This is a genomic window from Paenibacillus sp. J31P13, from assembly GCF_056269295.1.
In genome coordinates, this window is the sequence record NZ_JBWDNR010000013.1 from 12,576 (window position 1) to 26,403 (window position 13,828).

General features: G+C 45.3%; 11 protein-coding genes and 1 riboswitch. Of the genes, 7 read left to right on the top strand and 4 right to left on the bottom strand.

The features are described from left to right. Positions 1–329 precede the first annotated feature (329 nt). Positions 330–430, top strand: a riboswitch (purine riboswitch). Between the two features lie 120 nt (positions 431–550). From AC0YOD_RS25860 to AC0YOD_RS25875, 4 genes are all read left to right on the top strand, one after another. Continuing rightward, a complete protein-coding gene (locus tag AC0YOD_RS25860) occupies positions 551–1,936 on the top strand; it encodes an NCS2 family permease (RefSeq protein ID WP_475802229.1) in 1,386 nt (461 codons plus the stop codon). 209 nt (positions 1,937–2,145) lie between these two features. After that, complete coding sequence (locus AC0YOD_RS25865) at positions 2,146–3,156, top strand: ABC transporter substrate-binding protein (RefSeq protein ID WP_475802230.1); 1,011 nt, start codon at positions 2,146–2,148, stop codon at positions 3,154–3,156. Continuing rightward, positions 3,153–5,180, top strand: coding sequence for an iron ABC transporter permease (locus tag AC0YOD_RS25870; protein WP_475802231.1), 2,028 nt, complete (start codon positions 3,153–3,155; stop codon positions 5,178–5,180). The genes AC0YOD_RS25865 and AC0YOD_RS25870 overlap by 4 nt, the downstream gene beginning before the upstream one ends. Before the next feature lie 216 nt (positions 5,181–5,396). Then, entirely contained in the window at positions 5,397–5,873 is a 477-nt protein-coding gene (locus AC0YOD_RS25875) for a hypothetical protein (RefSeq protein ID WP_475802232.1), read from the top strand. Between the two features lie 67 nt (positions 5,874–5,940). Here AC0YOD_RS25875 and AC0YOD_RS25880 read toward each other — a convergent pair whose 3' ends face one another. The 3 genes from AC0YOD_RS25880 to AC0YOD_RS25890 form a co-directional block, all read right to left on the bottom strand. Further along, complete coding sequence (locus AC0YOD_RS25880; protein ID WP_475802233.1) at positions 5,941–6,873, bottom strand: proline dehydrogenase family protein; 933 nt, start codon at positions 6,871–6,873, stop codon at positions 5,941–5,943. 99 nt (positions 6,874–6,972) lie between these two features. Continuing rightward, positions 6,973–8,049, bottom strand: a complete 1,077-nt coding sequence (locus AC0YOD_RS25885; protein ID WP_475802234.1) for a phosphodiester glycosidase family protein — start codon at positions 8,047–8,049, stop codon at positions 6,973–6,975. Then, positions 8,046–8,477, bottom strand: a complete 432-nt coding sequence (locus tag AC0YOD_RS25890; RefSeq protein WP_475802235.1) for a hypothetical protein — start codon at positions 8,475–8,477, stop codon at positions 8,046–8,048. The genes AC0YOD_RS25885 and AC0YOD_RS25890 overlap by 4 nt, the downstream gene beginning before the upstream one ends. Before the next feature lie 152 nt (positions 8,478–8,629). Between AC0YOD_RS25890 and AC0YOD_RS25895 the strand changes: the two genes are divergently transcribed. The 3 genes from AC0YOD_RS25895 to AC0YOD_RS25905 all read left to right on the top strand — a co-directional run bounded on the left by AC0YOD_RS25895 (position 8,630) and on the right by AC0YOD_RS25905 (position 12,192). Continuing rightward, positions 8,630–10,489, top strand: coding sequence for a stalk domain-containing protein (locus tag AC0YOD_RS25895; protein WP_475802236.1), 1,860 nt, complete (start codon positions 8,630–8,632; stop codon positions 10,487–10,489). 119 nt (positions 10,490–10,608) lie between these two features. Next, positions 10,609–11,592, top strand: a complete 984-nt coding sequence (gene msrB, locus AC0YOD_RS25900; protein ID WP_475802237.1) for a peptide-methionine (R)-S-oxide reductase MsrB — start codon at positions 10,609–10,611, stop codon at positions 11,590–11,592. Positions 11,593–11,598: 6 nt separating this feature from the next. Beyond that, positions 11,599–12,192 carry a nitroreductase family protein gene (locus AC0YOD_RS25905; protein WP_475802238.1) on the top strand — a complete coding sequence of 198 codons (594 nt, stop codon included), beginning with the start codon at positions 11,599–11,601 and terminating at the stop codon, positions 12,190–12,192. A 126-nt stretch (positions 12,193–12,318) separates the two neighbouring features. On the opposite strand, the gene AC0YOD_RS25910 is transcribed toward AC0YOD_RS25905, so the two are convergent. Next, complete coding sequence (locus AC0YOD_RS25910; RefSeq protein ID WP_475802239.1) at positions 12,319–13,596, bottom strand: glycoside hydrolase family 18 protein; 1,278 nt, start codon at positions 13,594–13,596, stop codon at positions 12,319–12,321. Positions 13,597–13,828: the final 232 nt, after the last annotated feature.

A 13,828-nucleotide genomic window follows, 5' to 3' on the forward strand; every position in this document is an offset into this window, starting at 1 on the left:
GATTCATTTGTCAAACAAAAAATGTTAAAAATGTAATATGCAAAAAAAAGAAGCACGGTTTCAAAACCAGCACTTCATGTCGAAATAAATGAGCTTCTAATGAATACTCCAATTTAAGGGTTAAGCTAAAGCGATATAAGGGAGAGATCTTATATGTTTTTCCAATAATATCTTTGCTTACGCCCGTAGGGCTTAAAGCTTTATCTATAAAATTTATCCATAAAAAGTTAACTTATTTTCAAAGGCGAATATTAGCAGCGAAATTTGTCGATAACGTTCGTAAAAGTTATTGACAAAATAGGTCTGTCTTTATAGAATTAAAAACGGAAAACAACAACAGCATATTTTTTCGTATAATCTCAAGAATCGGCTTGAGAGTCTCTACTCGGTCACCGTAAATGACTAGGCTACGAAATTGGCGGAGAAGCTTGCTATGATATAGCGAGTATACTTTTCCCCTTTTTGCAGAGCCTAGGAGAAATGCGTTTATTGCATTTTTTTCTAGGCTATTTGTTTGTTCCACCACAATTTTGGGAGGTTAGTAATCAAAATGGAACGTTTCTTTCGCTTAAAGGAACACGGAACAAATGTCAGAACGGAGATTATGGCGGGGCTGACGACTTTCATGACGATGGCATACATATTGGCCGTCAATCCAATCATACTCACACCAGCTGGGTTAGACTGGACAGCAGTATTTCTTGCAACGGCGCTTGCAGCCGGTATCTTCACAATCGCAATGGGGCTTTTCATTAACTTCCCTGTAGCACTTGCACCAGGTATGGGACTTAATGCGTACTTCGCATCAGTCGTTATTGCTTCGGCGGCGACGGATAAACCGATCTCCCCTGCAATGGGTCTTACGGCAGTCTTTATCTCAGGTATTATCTTTCTTATTTTGACACTGACTCAAATTCGCCAAATGCTGATTACAGCTGTTCCAGACAGCCTAAAGCATGCGATAACAGTCGGTATTGGTTTGTTCATCACGATTATTGGCTTGAAAACAAGCGGCGTTATGACGATTGCAGTTTCGAGCTTTACAGATATTCAAGCTGGTAAGTTTACGCCAGTCAGCGGTTCCGAAACTGTTATACAGCTCGGAAGCTTCCATAATGAGACGGTAGTTCTTACAGTTATCGCGCTTCTTCTTATTGGAGTTCTAATGGTTCTGCGCGTACCTGGCGCAATCCTATTCGGAATTTTGGGTACGACGGTTATTTCCATTCTTATTGGCCATGTTGATGTAAAAAAGACATTCTCAGGTCAAACATGGGTACCTGATTTCTCTAAAATGAACTTCTGGCACTTTGATTTTGCGGGTGTCTTTGAAGTCGGGTTGGTAACGGTTATTCTAACATTCACATTCGTTGAAATGTTTGATACCTTTGGAACGCTTGTAGGTACAGCAACTCGTGCCGGCTACATGAAAAATCCGGAGGAAGGCAAGAAGCGTATCGGTAAAGCGATGTTCGTTGATGCAATCGGCGTCAGCGGCGGCGCGGTTCTTGGTACAAGTACAGTTACAGCATTCGTTGAAAGCTCCGCTGGTGTTGCACAAGGCGGACGTACAGGACTTACAGCTGTAACAACAGGTATTTGTTTCATTCTTGCGATCTTCTTGTCGCCAATCGTGGCGCTCGTTCCGACCGCGGCAACAGCTGCTGCGCTTATCATTGTAGGCGTGCTGATGATGCAATCCATCAAAGAGATTGATTTCTCTGATATGGTCTATGCCATTCCTTCATTCCTAACGCTTGCGTTCATGCCGCTTACTTACAACATTGCTAACGGTATCTCTTTCGGTATCGTATCGTATGTGTTGCTTGCAACGGTTGGTAACCTAACGGGCAAAGGCAAATATAAAATTCATTGGCTCATGTGGATTTTAGCGGTGCTGATCATTGGCCGTTATGTATTCATGGGCGGAGAATAATAGACGTTCAATTTAAAATGTAGCAAAGAAGCAGCGCTTAATAAGCGCTGCTTCTTTTTTGTGTTTAAATGCGTTGTTTCTTTAAATATGAATAAATAATATTTTGTTGACATTGTCATCGAGAACGATTATCATTCAGAATGTGATAGATAATGATAATCAATATCATTAGTTGTCATCCTATAAATAATCAGGGGGATATTGAAACGATGAAGAAGTCTATACATATGTTCACGCTATTTTTAGTAGTTATGCTAGCAGCCGCTGGATGCGGCAATTCAAACAATGGTAATTCGAAGGAGAGCAACAAGCCTTCATCAACCGACTCATCGGCAACTGAGGCTCCTGCAGAAGGTCCTATAACGATCAAGCATGCCAAGGGAGAGACTGTGCTTGATAAACCAGCGAAGCGCGTCATTACACTTGAATGGATGTTCACCGAAAGTGTCATTGCACTCGGCATTCAACCAGTAGGAAATGCAGATAACGTTGAATACACGAATTGGGTTACACCAGAAGCTGCACTTGGACCGGACGTTACGGATGTTGGCTTGCGCTGGGAACCCAATCTGGAGACTATCGCTGCTTTGAAGCCTGATCTTATCATTTCAAATAAAGACAATAATGCAGCCATTTACGACCAATTGAATGCCATTGCTCCAACCGTTGAATTTGACCCGTATCCGGACGCTGGTGATTCCTATTCAGAAATGGAGAATATCTTAAACACCATTGCCGCTGCTACAGGTAAGACAGACGAGGCAAAGAAGGTTTTGTCTGATTTGGATCAATTCTATGCGGATGCGAAAGCCAAGCTTGCAGCAGCAGGGAAATCGGATTCGAACTATGCCATTACACAAGCGTTCACTTATCAAAATGCGATAACCTTACGCATGTTTACGGACACGTCAACTGTCTCACAAACTTTGGATCGCATTGGCCTTAAGAACAATTGGAAATCGGAAAAGTTTGAAAAATACGGATTTACGACTTCGACAATCGAAGCGCTGCCCGCCATACAAGATGTGAATTTTATCTACATCACCCAACCAAATGATAATGTATTCGGCGAACCGCTCAAGGACAATTCCATTTGGAATGGCCTGAATTTTGTGAAAGAAAAGCGGACCTATGGGATTGATGGCAATACCTGGACCTTTGGTGGACCGCTCTCCTCTAAAACACTCGTTGAACGCGTAGTTGCTTCGTTAACGAAATGAGTACTTCACAGCTGACCTGGAGATTGTTGGGCGTATTTGGGGGCGGCATTGCTGCCCTCTTTGTTCTTTTATTTGTCAGTCTTTGTTTTGGCGAGGCAACGATTCAAATGGATACAGTCGTCGAAGCACTGTTTCACAGACAAAACTTGCCTGATCATAATATTATTTGGGACCTAAGGATGCCAAGAACGATCCTGGGCGTTCTAGCTGGAGCAGGTCTAGCCTCGGCGGGGGTGCTGCTGCAGACGATTACAAAAAATCCGCTCGCTTCAACGGATACGCTGGGCATTAACTCTGGCGCTTACTTTATGGTTGTACTTGGAACAGCCTTCTTTCCTGCCATTTTATCGACTTCACCGCTCTTTTTTGCAGCACTGGGCGGTACAATAGCCTCGATCCTTGCTTATTTCCTCGGTGGGGGAAGGAAGTCTAGTCCTATTCGGCTGGCACTAGCAGGCATGATTGTATCTTTGGTCATTGAATCCTTCACAAGAGCCATACATATATTCAAAGCTACAGAGACTCAAAACTTGTTTCTATGGGGCGCTGGCAGCTTAGTGCAGGTAGATTGGGACGGTGTATTCTATGCATGGCCGTGGGTAGTTGGCATTTTGATAGCCGCTATTTTGTTCAGCAAGTCGTTCGATGTGCTTGATCTGGATGAAGCTACTGCGCGCTCATTAGGGCAGAAAGTCGATTTGACTCGATTCATAGGGCTTGCCTTGAGCGTTTTGATTGCGTCCGTAGTTGTAAGCGTTGTGGGTCCGATTGGCTTCGTTGGGCTGGTTGCTCCGCATCTCATACGGCTAATTGGATTACGTAACCATGTTTGGCTCATTCCGGGTGCCGCTCTTTGGGGTGCGATATTAATTACAACAGCGGATGTGTTGTCTCGGGTTGTGAGGAGCAGTCTTGGAGAAATGCCGATTGGTGCCGTTATGGCGATTATTGGGGCTCCATGCTTAGTATGGCTTGTTTTAAAGAAAATGAAGGGACTATCGGGCACGACAGGACAGATGAATATTGGCAGAAGACCGATAATCATAAATTTCACCCGTTTTGCATTGGTTATCACTCTAGTCGTCTTTTCTCTTATACTGGTCAGCATGACGCAGGGCGGCACTAAAATTCCGTTGAAAGAATTGTTTGCCAGTCTCTTTGGAACAGATGATGCGTCATCCTACTCTGTGCTCCTTAATTTGAGGCTGCCGCGAACGCTGGTTGCTGCTGGGGCAGGTATCGCATTAGCGGTTAGCGGTGTCCTTATACAAGCGGCTGTACGTAATCCGCTTGCAGATGCATCCATTATTGGTGTGACTTCAGGTGCAGGCTTTGGTGCTATGCTTGTTTTGATCGCTTGGCCGCAGATACCTGTGGGCTTTATGCCGCTTGCCGCTATGTTAGGCGGATTAGCTGCAGCCTCTTGTGTATTTCTGCTTGCATGGCGTAAAGGCCTTAATCCATCTGTATTAATCTTGCTTGGCATTGCAGTGTCTGCTTTTGGATCGGCAGGCATTCAAGCATTGATTGTAAGAGGTTCCCTTTGGGGCAGCACTGGTTATGTCTGGTTGACCGGCTCCACGTATGGACGAACATGGGAGCAGTTCAAAATGATTTCAATCTTTCTTATTGTGCTTTTGCCTGTTGCGCTTTATCTCGGTCGCAGATTCGATCTGCTGGCATTTGATGATCAGAGCTCTACAGGGATGGGCTTGGCAGTTCGAAAGGTTAGGTTGGCATCGATGTTAGTTGGCGTGCTGCTTGCTGCTGGAGCTGTGGCGGCTGTCGGAACTGTTGGGTTTATTGGCTTGATTGTGCCTCATGCGGTACGTATTCTGGTTGGTCATCATACGCGTCGATCTATTGTTCTATCGAGTTTGTTTGGTGCTCTGCTGCTCGTACTGACGGACACCATCGGCCGAACGGTGCTGGCGCCGACGGAAATTCCTTCAGGCATGCTAGTCACCTTACTAGGGGCTCCTTATTTCTTATTTTTAATGCTTCGTTATTTCAAAAGAAATTAAAAATTATTTTATATAGCAGAAACCACCAGCCTAACTATAGATCTAATCATATTAGAAGCCGTCCTTCATTAGGATGAGCTTCTTTTTTTTGCGTAAAGAAAACGAACGGTTTACTATGTATATTTTTAAATATGAAGACAGTTATACGGTCAAAAGTACAAGCAACGAGAAAATGATCAGAATAAGTTGTAAAACAATACTAGAAAGGAGACCGCCATGCTTAAAAAACAAAAAAAGTTAAGTGAGCAGGCTAGAATGATGATAGGTCATCCCGTTTGTGTTGAGCTTAATAACGGGAGCTTTTATGTCGGAAGAATTATGGGCGTCGAAAAGGGACAATTGATTCTCTCTGGAAAAAAGGGGAAAGGAAAACTAAGATCTTCTTCCTCCCGAAAACAGAAAAGAGCAAGAATATCTGCGATTTTACCGGAATTCGGATCTCCCGTTGAAAATTTTGGAGGGGTTGGCCCCTTTGCTCCCGGCTCTTTCAATCCCGGCCCTTTTGGCCAAGGACCCTTTGGAAACGTAAATCCGCAAGCAATCGGCAATCAAGGATTTGGTGGGGGTTTTGGAAGCTTTGGAGGCGGAGGCTTCGGCGGTGTTATGCAATTTATGAAAAAAGCATGGCCTATGGTTAATATGGGCATGGGCGTCATTAAATCTATTATCCCATTCGTGGGACTTTTCAAATAAGAGCATTCGATGAAGCAGTAGGCTATGATGAGTGAAGAAAAAACGCTAAGGCTGCTATACAGCTGCCTTAGCGCTTAAAAATAGACATATTTTTGACCACCAGCATGAGATTGGCTGGCTTCTCGGCAAGGCGTCGAGTGAAGTAGGGATACCACATGATCCCATAGGGAACATAGCATCGAATGCGATAGCCTTCCTTTGCGAGCCGCGCTTGCTCATTCATGCGAAGCCCGTAAAGCATTTGGAATTCAAATGCATCTTTTGAAAGTCCTTTTGAAGCCGCGTATCCCTTCACCCATTTGATAATATGATCATCATGTGAGGCGATTGCGGTATAGACTCCACTATCCAAATGAAGCTGAATCATTCTTTTGAAGCTTGCGATAACTTCTGATGGATTCTGATAAGCGACATGGTCGGCCTCCTTATAAGCGCCTTTGACTAGTCTAAGATTCACACGCTCTCGAAGCAAATCCTTTGCGTCCTGCTCCGTTCGAAATAAATAGGCCTGCAGGACAGTTCCGACATTCGTTAATCCCTCATCATGGAGCCGCCTCACGATATCTAGGGTAGCTTGGGTATATGGCGTATTCTCCATGTCAATGCGGACGAAATTCCGTGAGCGTCTAGCACCTTTCACGACTTCTCTAATATTGGAGAGGCAAGCGCTTTGATCGAGTGCGAGACCCATTTGAGTCGGCTTAAGCGAAACATTAGCGTTTATTTTGCGAGCAGCGATGCCGTCGAGCAGCTTTACATACTGGTCTTTGTAATCGGAGGCTTCGCTCAGTTTTTGAATGCCTTCTCCTAGATGATCCAGCGTGCTCATGATGCCAAGCTTTTGAAGCTTCTCTACTTCATCCAACGCCTCTTCAAGCGTGTCCCCAGCAATAAATCTGCTGGCAAGTCCTTTGCCATATGTTGTGGAAAGCTTCTCCACAAGCGGAATTCCCGTGACGGTTAATAACGTCTTTCGATACCATTTTGATCCGAGACCCATTCATGCCTCTCCTTTCGTGAAAAAGAGCAGAAGTCACCTATAGGGAGTTCGGTATAGTATATTCGGGAATCTCGATCATACAGCCACTGCATTTTATTATTATTTAAAAAATAAAAAATGTGTCGGAAGCTTGCGAAGCCCTCCGTCTGACGGTTTATTAATGACTCTGCCGTTGAAAATGAGCGAGGAAGAGCCGCCTCCGTCTAAATTATAGCCGTCCACTGCGCCGTAACGCTGAAGCAGAAGCTGCATTTCTTCAAGCGTTGCTCCAGAGCTTCCGGTTTCGTTATAGCCGTCTGCTACGAGAAACAGCAGTTGGTCATCCTTAAAGTTGGCAATAACGGTTCGAGGAGCACGCTTCGGACTCGTTTGCCATTTGGATGGAATCGTCTGAGGTGCGCCGCTTCGAAGCAAGACCGGTACGAAGGAAGCGCCAAACTTCGGATTCTTGTCATCAAGCTGCTGCTTGTTTGCAAATTTTCCGCCAATGAGCTCATTCTTGTCATTCAGTCCCACAAAAAACAAATCTGCTCGAGGAGGCTCGAAGCCTGTTACATATTCGCCGTCTACTATGGTCGTGCTTAATGGATAACGCTTGCCTCGTCCGTCAGCAAAGCCGCCCCCATTAATTCCCGCGATTGCATGATGGCGATTCACGGCAGCGAGTGTCGTTTCTGCTTGACCAATTTCAGTCCCGCCTAGCGTCATAGTCATGGCATCCTTGCTCTTCAGCTTTACCTTTAAAGCATAGGCATTGAAATTTTGCGCCTTTATGTAGAAGAGCTGAGCTTTCAGCTTGTCCGACTCAATGGTAGCAGCAGGACTGCCTAGTCGCTTCGTTATGTTGCGATCATAAATCACGAGCGGTCTCATCGCTTGCGAGGATGCCATGGATGATATTTTGGCCATATCCGCATTGGTTTGATTATAGAGCTTGATCTGCTTTTGAAGGGAGTCTCGCGTTTGTGCCGCCGTTTGACTCGCTTGATCAAGACCGACTAGGGCAGGTCCAATATCAGCAGCAGGTTTAATGACTTGCTCGTTAACTGTACTTGGAAAGGCGTTATCTGATAATTGAATGACAATATCGGATAAGAGCAGCCAAATCATAATGCCCAAAAAAGGTGTGCATGCCAGCAATGCCGTTCGATTCAACGTTTTGACTGTTATATTCATTTCAGCATGTCCAGATTTTTTTGAAGTTCGTTCAGCTGCTTTTTCACTTCGTTCAGCTGCGTATATAGCTTATTGCTATTGTCTGTTTTGGAGTCGGCATTATCCTTAGTGAATGTAAGCAGTTCGTTCAGTGCATCAACCTTGCCCTTTAGTTCGGTCAGATCCGCCGTATACTTCGTTTCCAGCTTCGAAATACGGGCTTCATAGTCTTGCTGCATGGTTGAAATTTGCGCAGCGGTTTGTTTCTCTAGATTGGCAGTGATCGTTTGCTGAATACGATCTGTATACCATTTTGCGCCGAAAATACCTAAGCCTATAAGTACAATCCATATACAGATAAAGACGAGGAAGGTGCTCTTTCCTTTCTTTCTTCGCGTCTTCTTCTCATAGGAGCTGGCAGGACGTTGTTCCAAAATTAAATCACTCATTTTATTCATTCACCTCTATTGTTAGTCACTTGCATGGAAGATCGGATGAACGAACTGCAAGCCTTGTTTCTCATTATAGTAGACGTACTAAGGGGCCGAAATTGTTGCGGATGTGTTCCTATTGTATCAAAGTGACTGATAGATGTCCCCTCTTGAGACTGGGAATTACTTGTAAATTTGAATTTCTTGCGGAACATTTTGTATGTTTACTGCGTCTAACTATTCGGGATGCGGCAGTCGATGCGGCAAAACGGAAGGAGAACCAGATGAACAAACAGAAAAAAGGTATACGGATAGCGAAGAGGATCATAATAGCAGGATTATTAGTTTCACTAGCGGGGACAGGGTTTGGAGTACCGACAAAAACAAATGCGGCAGAGCGTCAGCCGATACAAATTGTATTTGTACATGGTCAGAAACAAATGTCGATCAATGGCAAAACACAGCAATTGGCAGTGCCATTGCCGGTAGTAAAGGGAGTCACGATGATTCCAATTCGTACGATTGCAGGAGCGATTGGCGCGAAGGTATATAATGATGCTAAAGGCACTCATATTGATACATATTTTAACAAGGTAACATTGAACAACAACATGCGCGGCACGAACCGCAATGGCAGCTATATCGTTCTTCCCTCAGCAGCTATGCAAATTAACGGCACGATGCATGTTCCGTTATCAGCTATAAAGCAGCTATGGACAGGAAGCTACACATTCAATGCCAGCCTTAAGCAAATCAGCATTACCATTCAACCGGAGCCAAATGTAGAGCCGGTTGCAGATTTTACAGCTCCGCTTCAGGTAAAGCAAGGTGAACCGATTGCATTCGAGGATCGCAGCTATGATCCTGATGGTAAGATTATGAAGACGGAATGGACGGGACGCAAAAGCACGTATTTCGAACCGGGCGTTTATACGGTAACACTGCAAGTAACGGATAATGATGGCGCAAAGAGCTCCACGAAAACACAAGACATTATTGTCACTGATGAAGTAATGTACACGCCGTACCAGTATTACCTGCGTTACGGTAATCCCGGTGATAAATTCGCTCTAGATGCGAAGCTGATGAATACTTTCCCAGAAGTGGGAACAGTGGAATCCAAGGGCGGACGTACTCTGTATATGTCGAACGCTCCTGAACGCTTCTTGGATGAAGGCTTGCTGTATGAGGATGACCTGAGTGAATCAAGCCGTATTTTCCTTCATCACCGCAATGGCTCTGAGGAGCGCCTGAAGCTTGCGGTTGTCGTGACCAATAAAGGAAGCGAGAGCGTGAAGCTTACTATTGGGAATAAAGGTCTAGCAGGACCGAGCGTTAATGCGATGCAATTCGGCTCTGCTGCGATTACACGTTATTTAACAGGCAGTGCTCCGCGTGAGATGATTATTGAACCAGGCACATCTGCTGCACTATTGCCGGAAATGGAGAAAATGGTCATGAATCCGACAGAAGGCTTCTCTGGCTTGCTTGATGTGGATATGGATGGACCATTGACCTTCACAACGATGGCGCTTAGAGAAACGACGGATGCGGTTAGCGCTGTGTTCACACTGCCGGAGCTCGAGAAAGTCGGAAATCGCGGTCTGTTTTTTGATACCGATCAATTAATTGAAGTGAATCAAAAGGTTGGCGTAACCGAAAGCAAGCTTCGTATTGGCAGCCGCGGCGATGTTATGGCCGGTGTAGATGCGCTTACTGGAGGTATGACGTATAACGGCGGGGAGTATGGCGCTGTTACAACGATTAAACTGAATAGCATTGCAAACGGCACAAGAATTCTGCTCAATCCGAGAGCAGGCATTTTCCAAGGTGCCGTAAAAGTGAATGGAAAAGTTATCGCTGTGCCGACAGGCGGACATGTCAATCTGTCAGAAGGGGTGCTGCTGTACACGCAGCCGGATAATGCAGATGGAAAGGCGCCTAAACAAGTAACGATTGAATATTCTTCACCAGGAGCAAGCTCGCTCCCGATCTTATTTGTTTTCTTGCCTGCTAAAGATTTTAAATAATAATAGATGGAAGGGCTGACCGCTATATGCGGCAGCCTTTCTTTTTTGATGTTAGCCATACTCGTCATGTATAATAAAGAAGTACGATATGAATTGAAACAATTAGGAGGGTGATCAGTATGGATCAACCAATCATAAATAACGGCAATGGCCGTAATGAGGCGAAAGCCATGTTTGCAGGAGGCTGCTTCTGGTGCATGGTTTCACCATTTGAAGAAATGCCGGGTATCATTTCCATCGTATCTGGCTATACAGGCGGACATACGGAAAACCCAACCTACCAAGAGGTTTGCTCCGAAACAACTGGGCATACCGAAGCGGTACAAATTACGTATGATCCGGATGTATTCCCTTACGAGAAGCTACTGGATATTTTCTGGCGTCAGATCGATCCGACGGATGCGGGCGGACAGTTCCATGACCGCGGGGAATCGTATCGGACGGGCATTTATTATTATACGGAGGAGCAGCATGCGCAGGCTGAGAAATCCAAAGCGGATCTCCAGGCCAGCGGTCGCTTTGATCGTCCGATTGTGACAGAAATCGAGCCTGCTAAAGCTTTTTATCCTGCAGAAGATTATCATCAGGGTTATCACAAAACGAATCCATTCCGTTACAAGAACTATCGCAAAGGTTCTGGCCGTGATGCTTTTATATCTGAACATTGGACAGTGAAGAAGGACACAGCGGAGCTTAAGAAGAAGCTGACGCCAATTCAATATGAGGTCACACAAAATAGCGGAACAGAACGTCCCTTCACAGGTGAGTATTGGGATCATGTCGAGGATGGTATCTACGTGGATATCGTATCGGGCGAGCCGCTGTTCAGCTCACGGGATAAATATGATGCGGGCTGCGGCTGGCCAAGCTTTACGAAGCCGCTTCAGGCTGCTGCGGTAACGGAACACACGGATTCAAGCCACTTTATGGTTCGTGTCGAGGTACGGAGCAAAGAAGGCGATTCTCACTTAGGTCATGTCTTTGATGATGGACCACAACCGACGGGTTTGCGTTACTGCATTAATTCCGCGTCGCTTCGATTTATTGCAAAGGCTGATTTGGAGCAAGAGGGCTATGGAGAATACTTGCATCTATTCAAATAGGATAACATGGAGGAGAAGCCGGATATGAACGTTGAAGAGGCAATAAAAACGCGTAGAACGATTGGTAGAGTAAAGAAGGAACCTGTTGATCGTGCAACGATTGAACGAGTGCTTGAAGCTGCGATATGGGCACCAAGCCATCATAATACACAACCGTGGTCATTTATTGTGATGACAGGGGAAGGCAGAGGCAGACTGGGCGAGGGTTATGCTCGTGTATTTGCCGACTCCGAAGCTGCTGCAGGACTTAGCGGCCAAGCACTTGAAGATGCGTTATCGAAAGAACGCATGAAAGCATTCCGCTCACCGGTCGTTATTGCCGCTGTGTGCACGCAATCGGATAATCCCCGTGCAGTGTTTAAGGAGGAGCTTGCAGCTGTACAAGCAGCTGTTCAAAACTTGCTACTTGCTGCCCATGCAAACGGACTTGGCGCGATTTGGCGTTCTGGCGATCCGATGTATCACCCTCTTATGAGAGAAACACTAGGGCTGGCAGAGGATGCGCAAATTGTTGGTCTCATTTATCTAGGATACCCAGATATGACCGCTCCTGAGCCTAAGCGGATTCCCGCTACAGCTAAAACGGTTTGGCTGGAATAACGTTAACATAGAAATGGTGAAGCAGAGAAAGATACTGCTTCACCATTTTTTTACTATTACATGATGTATATCTCAGCATAGGGAATGCTAGCAATAAAGAAGCATGAAGCAAATGCCATTCATCGGCTATACAAGCTTTTTGATTGTGAAATTAGCGCCAAGCACATACCAGTTTTGCGGGAACGGTACACCAAGCACCCAGTAGCTAACACCGCGCAATTGATATGTTTTTACAATATTGAACTTAGCCTGCACACTGCGAGCATCCTCGAACCAGACGACATGCTCACGGCCCTCATCATCGTAGTAGTTGTAGTATGGTGATTGGCTCTCATCATCGTATTTGATTTCAGCCCCATACTTCGATGCGCGATTGGGCGCTTCCTTGGGACTAATAGTTGGAGCCCACTTGCCGTCTTTGACATAAGGCAGCGTCCAGTCATATCCGTATAGCGGCATGCCCATTATTATTTTTTCTGGAGGCATGACGGATAGGGCGTAATTCAGCACCTTAACGACTTCATTCAGAGGAGCGACTGCACGCGGAGGACCGCCAGACCAGCCCCATTCATAAGTCATAAGAATGACGAAATCGACGATACGTCCATGTGCGGGATAATCATGCGCCTCGTAGAGTGTTCCTTGCTGATCGGCAGTTAGCTTTGGAGCAAGACAGGAGGACACAAGATAATTATGCGGATGCAGAGTATCAACGAGCTTTTGTAAAAAAGCATTATAAAGCTCTCTGTCATCGCGAGGCACATATTCAAAATCTACGTTGAGCGCAACATAGCCTTTTTCATTCATCACGGCGAGAATGCCGGTAATTAATCGATCCTGTATGGCAGTATCAGCTAAAATAGAATGAGCAATTTCGGGGCTGAAAGTACCGCTCTCAAAGTTGGTTATGACCATCATGGGGACTGCTCTCTTTTCATAGGCAGCACGAATAATGGCATTTTCATCTAATGCAATGAAAGAGCCGTCTGGTTGAACCCGATAGCTGAATGGACTTAAGTATGTTAAGTAAGCTCCGATCTCTTCAATAATTTCGACGCCTGCTGCACCAAACTTCTCGGTATAGGCATTCACCTCTATTGCTCTTTTAACAGGCTGCGGAATGACGATCGTTTGGCCGGGATAAATAAGAGCGGGATTGGTAATTTGATTGATCCGGGCAAGCTCCTGCAGTGTCACGCCGTACCGCTGGGAGATAGCCCATAGCGACTCACCATGCAGCACCTTATGGCTGCCAGCCTCAGATGGGATAATGATCGCTTGACCGATGACGAGTACATTCTGATCGCTAAGTCCGTTAACGGCGGCAATATCATTAACGGGAACGTCATATTTTTGAGATAGCTGCCATAGGGAATCACCTTTTTGTACGACATGAATTTGCAATTGCAGAGCCTCCTTTGTTCTTTCTTTGCTTTTTCCGCTTTGGCGGGTTATTGGTTTACTGTCTGCATCAAAAAGGGTACTATTATAACTGTATTCATGGGATGCGAATCCTAGTCTGTTCATATGAGAAGAGCTTGTTCGGTCATCTCAGTCCATAAATGGCAGAAATTAGTATAAATAGACGAAACACCATATTTTTAGCATGTGCATCTCTTTTTTTGTTTCATTTATT

Excerpts from the sequence above, each read along its gene's own strand:
- AC0YOD_RS25875 (WP_475802232.1), top strand. The coding sequence starts at position 5,397 with ATGCTTAAAAAACAAAAAAAGTTAAGTGAGCAGGCTAGAATGATGATA.
- AC0YOD_RS25860 (WP_475802229.1), top strand. The coding sequence starts at position 551 with ATGGAACGTTTCTTTCGCTTAAAGGAACACGGAACAAATGTCAGAACG.
- AC0YOD_RS25870 (WP_475802231.1), top strand. The coding sequence starts at position 3,153 with ATGAGTACTTCACAGCTGACCTGGAGATTGTTGGGCGTATTTGGGGGC.
- AC0YOD_RS25890 (WP_475802235.1), bottom strand. The coding sequence starts at position 8,477 with ATGAGTGATTTAATTTTGGAACAACGTCCTGCCAGCTCCTATGAGAAG.
- AC0YOD_RS25865 (WP_475802230.1), top strand. The coding sequence starts at position 2,146 with ATGAAGAAGTCTATACATATGTTCACGCTATTTTTAGTAGTTATGCTA.
- AC0YOD_RS25885 (WP_475802234.1), bottom strand. The coding sequence starts at position 8,049 with ATGAATATAACAGTCAAAACGTTGAATCGAACGGCATTGCTGGCATGC.
- AC0YOD_RS25880 (WP_475802233.1), bottom strand. The coding sequence starts at position 6,873 with ATGGGTCTCGGATCAAAATGGTATCGAAAGACGTTATTAACCGTCACG.
- AC0YOD_RS25905 (WP_475802238.1), top strand. The coding sequence starts at position 11,599 with ATGGAGGAGAAGCCGGATATGAACGTTGAAGAGGCAATAAAAACGCGT.
- msrB (WP_475802237.1), top strand. The coding sequence starts at position 10,609 with ATGGATCAACCAATCATAAATAACGGCAATGGCCGTAATGAGGCGAAA.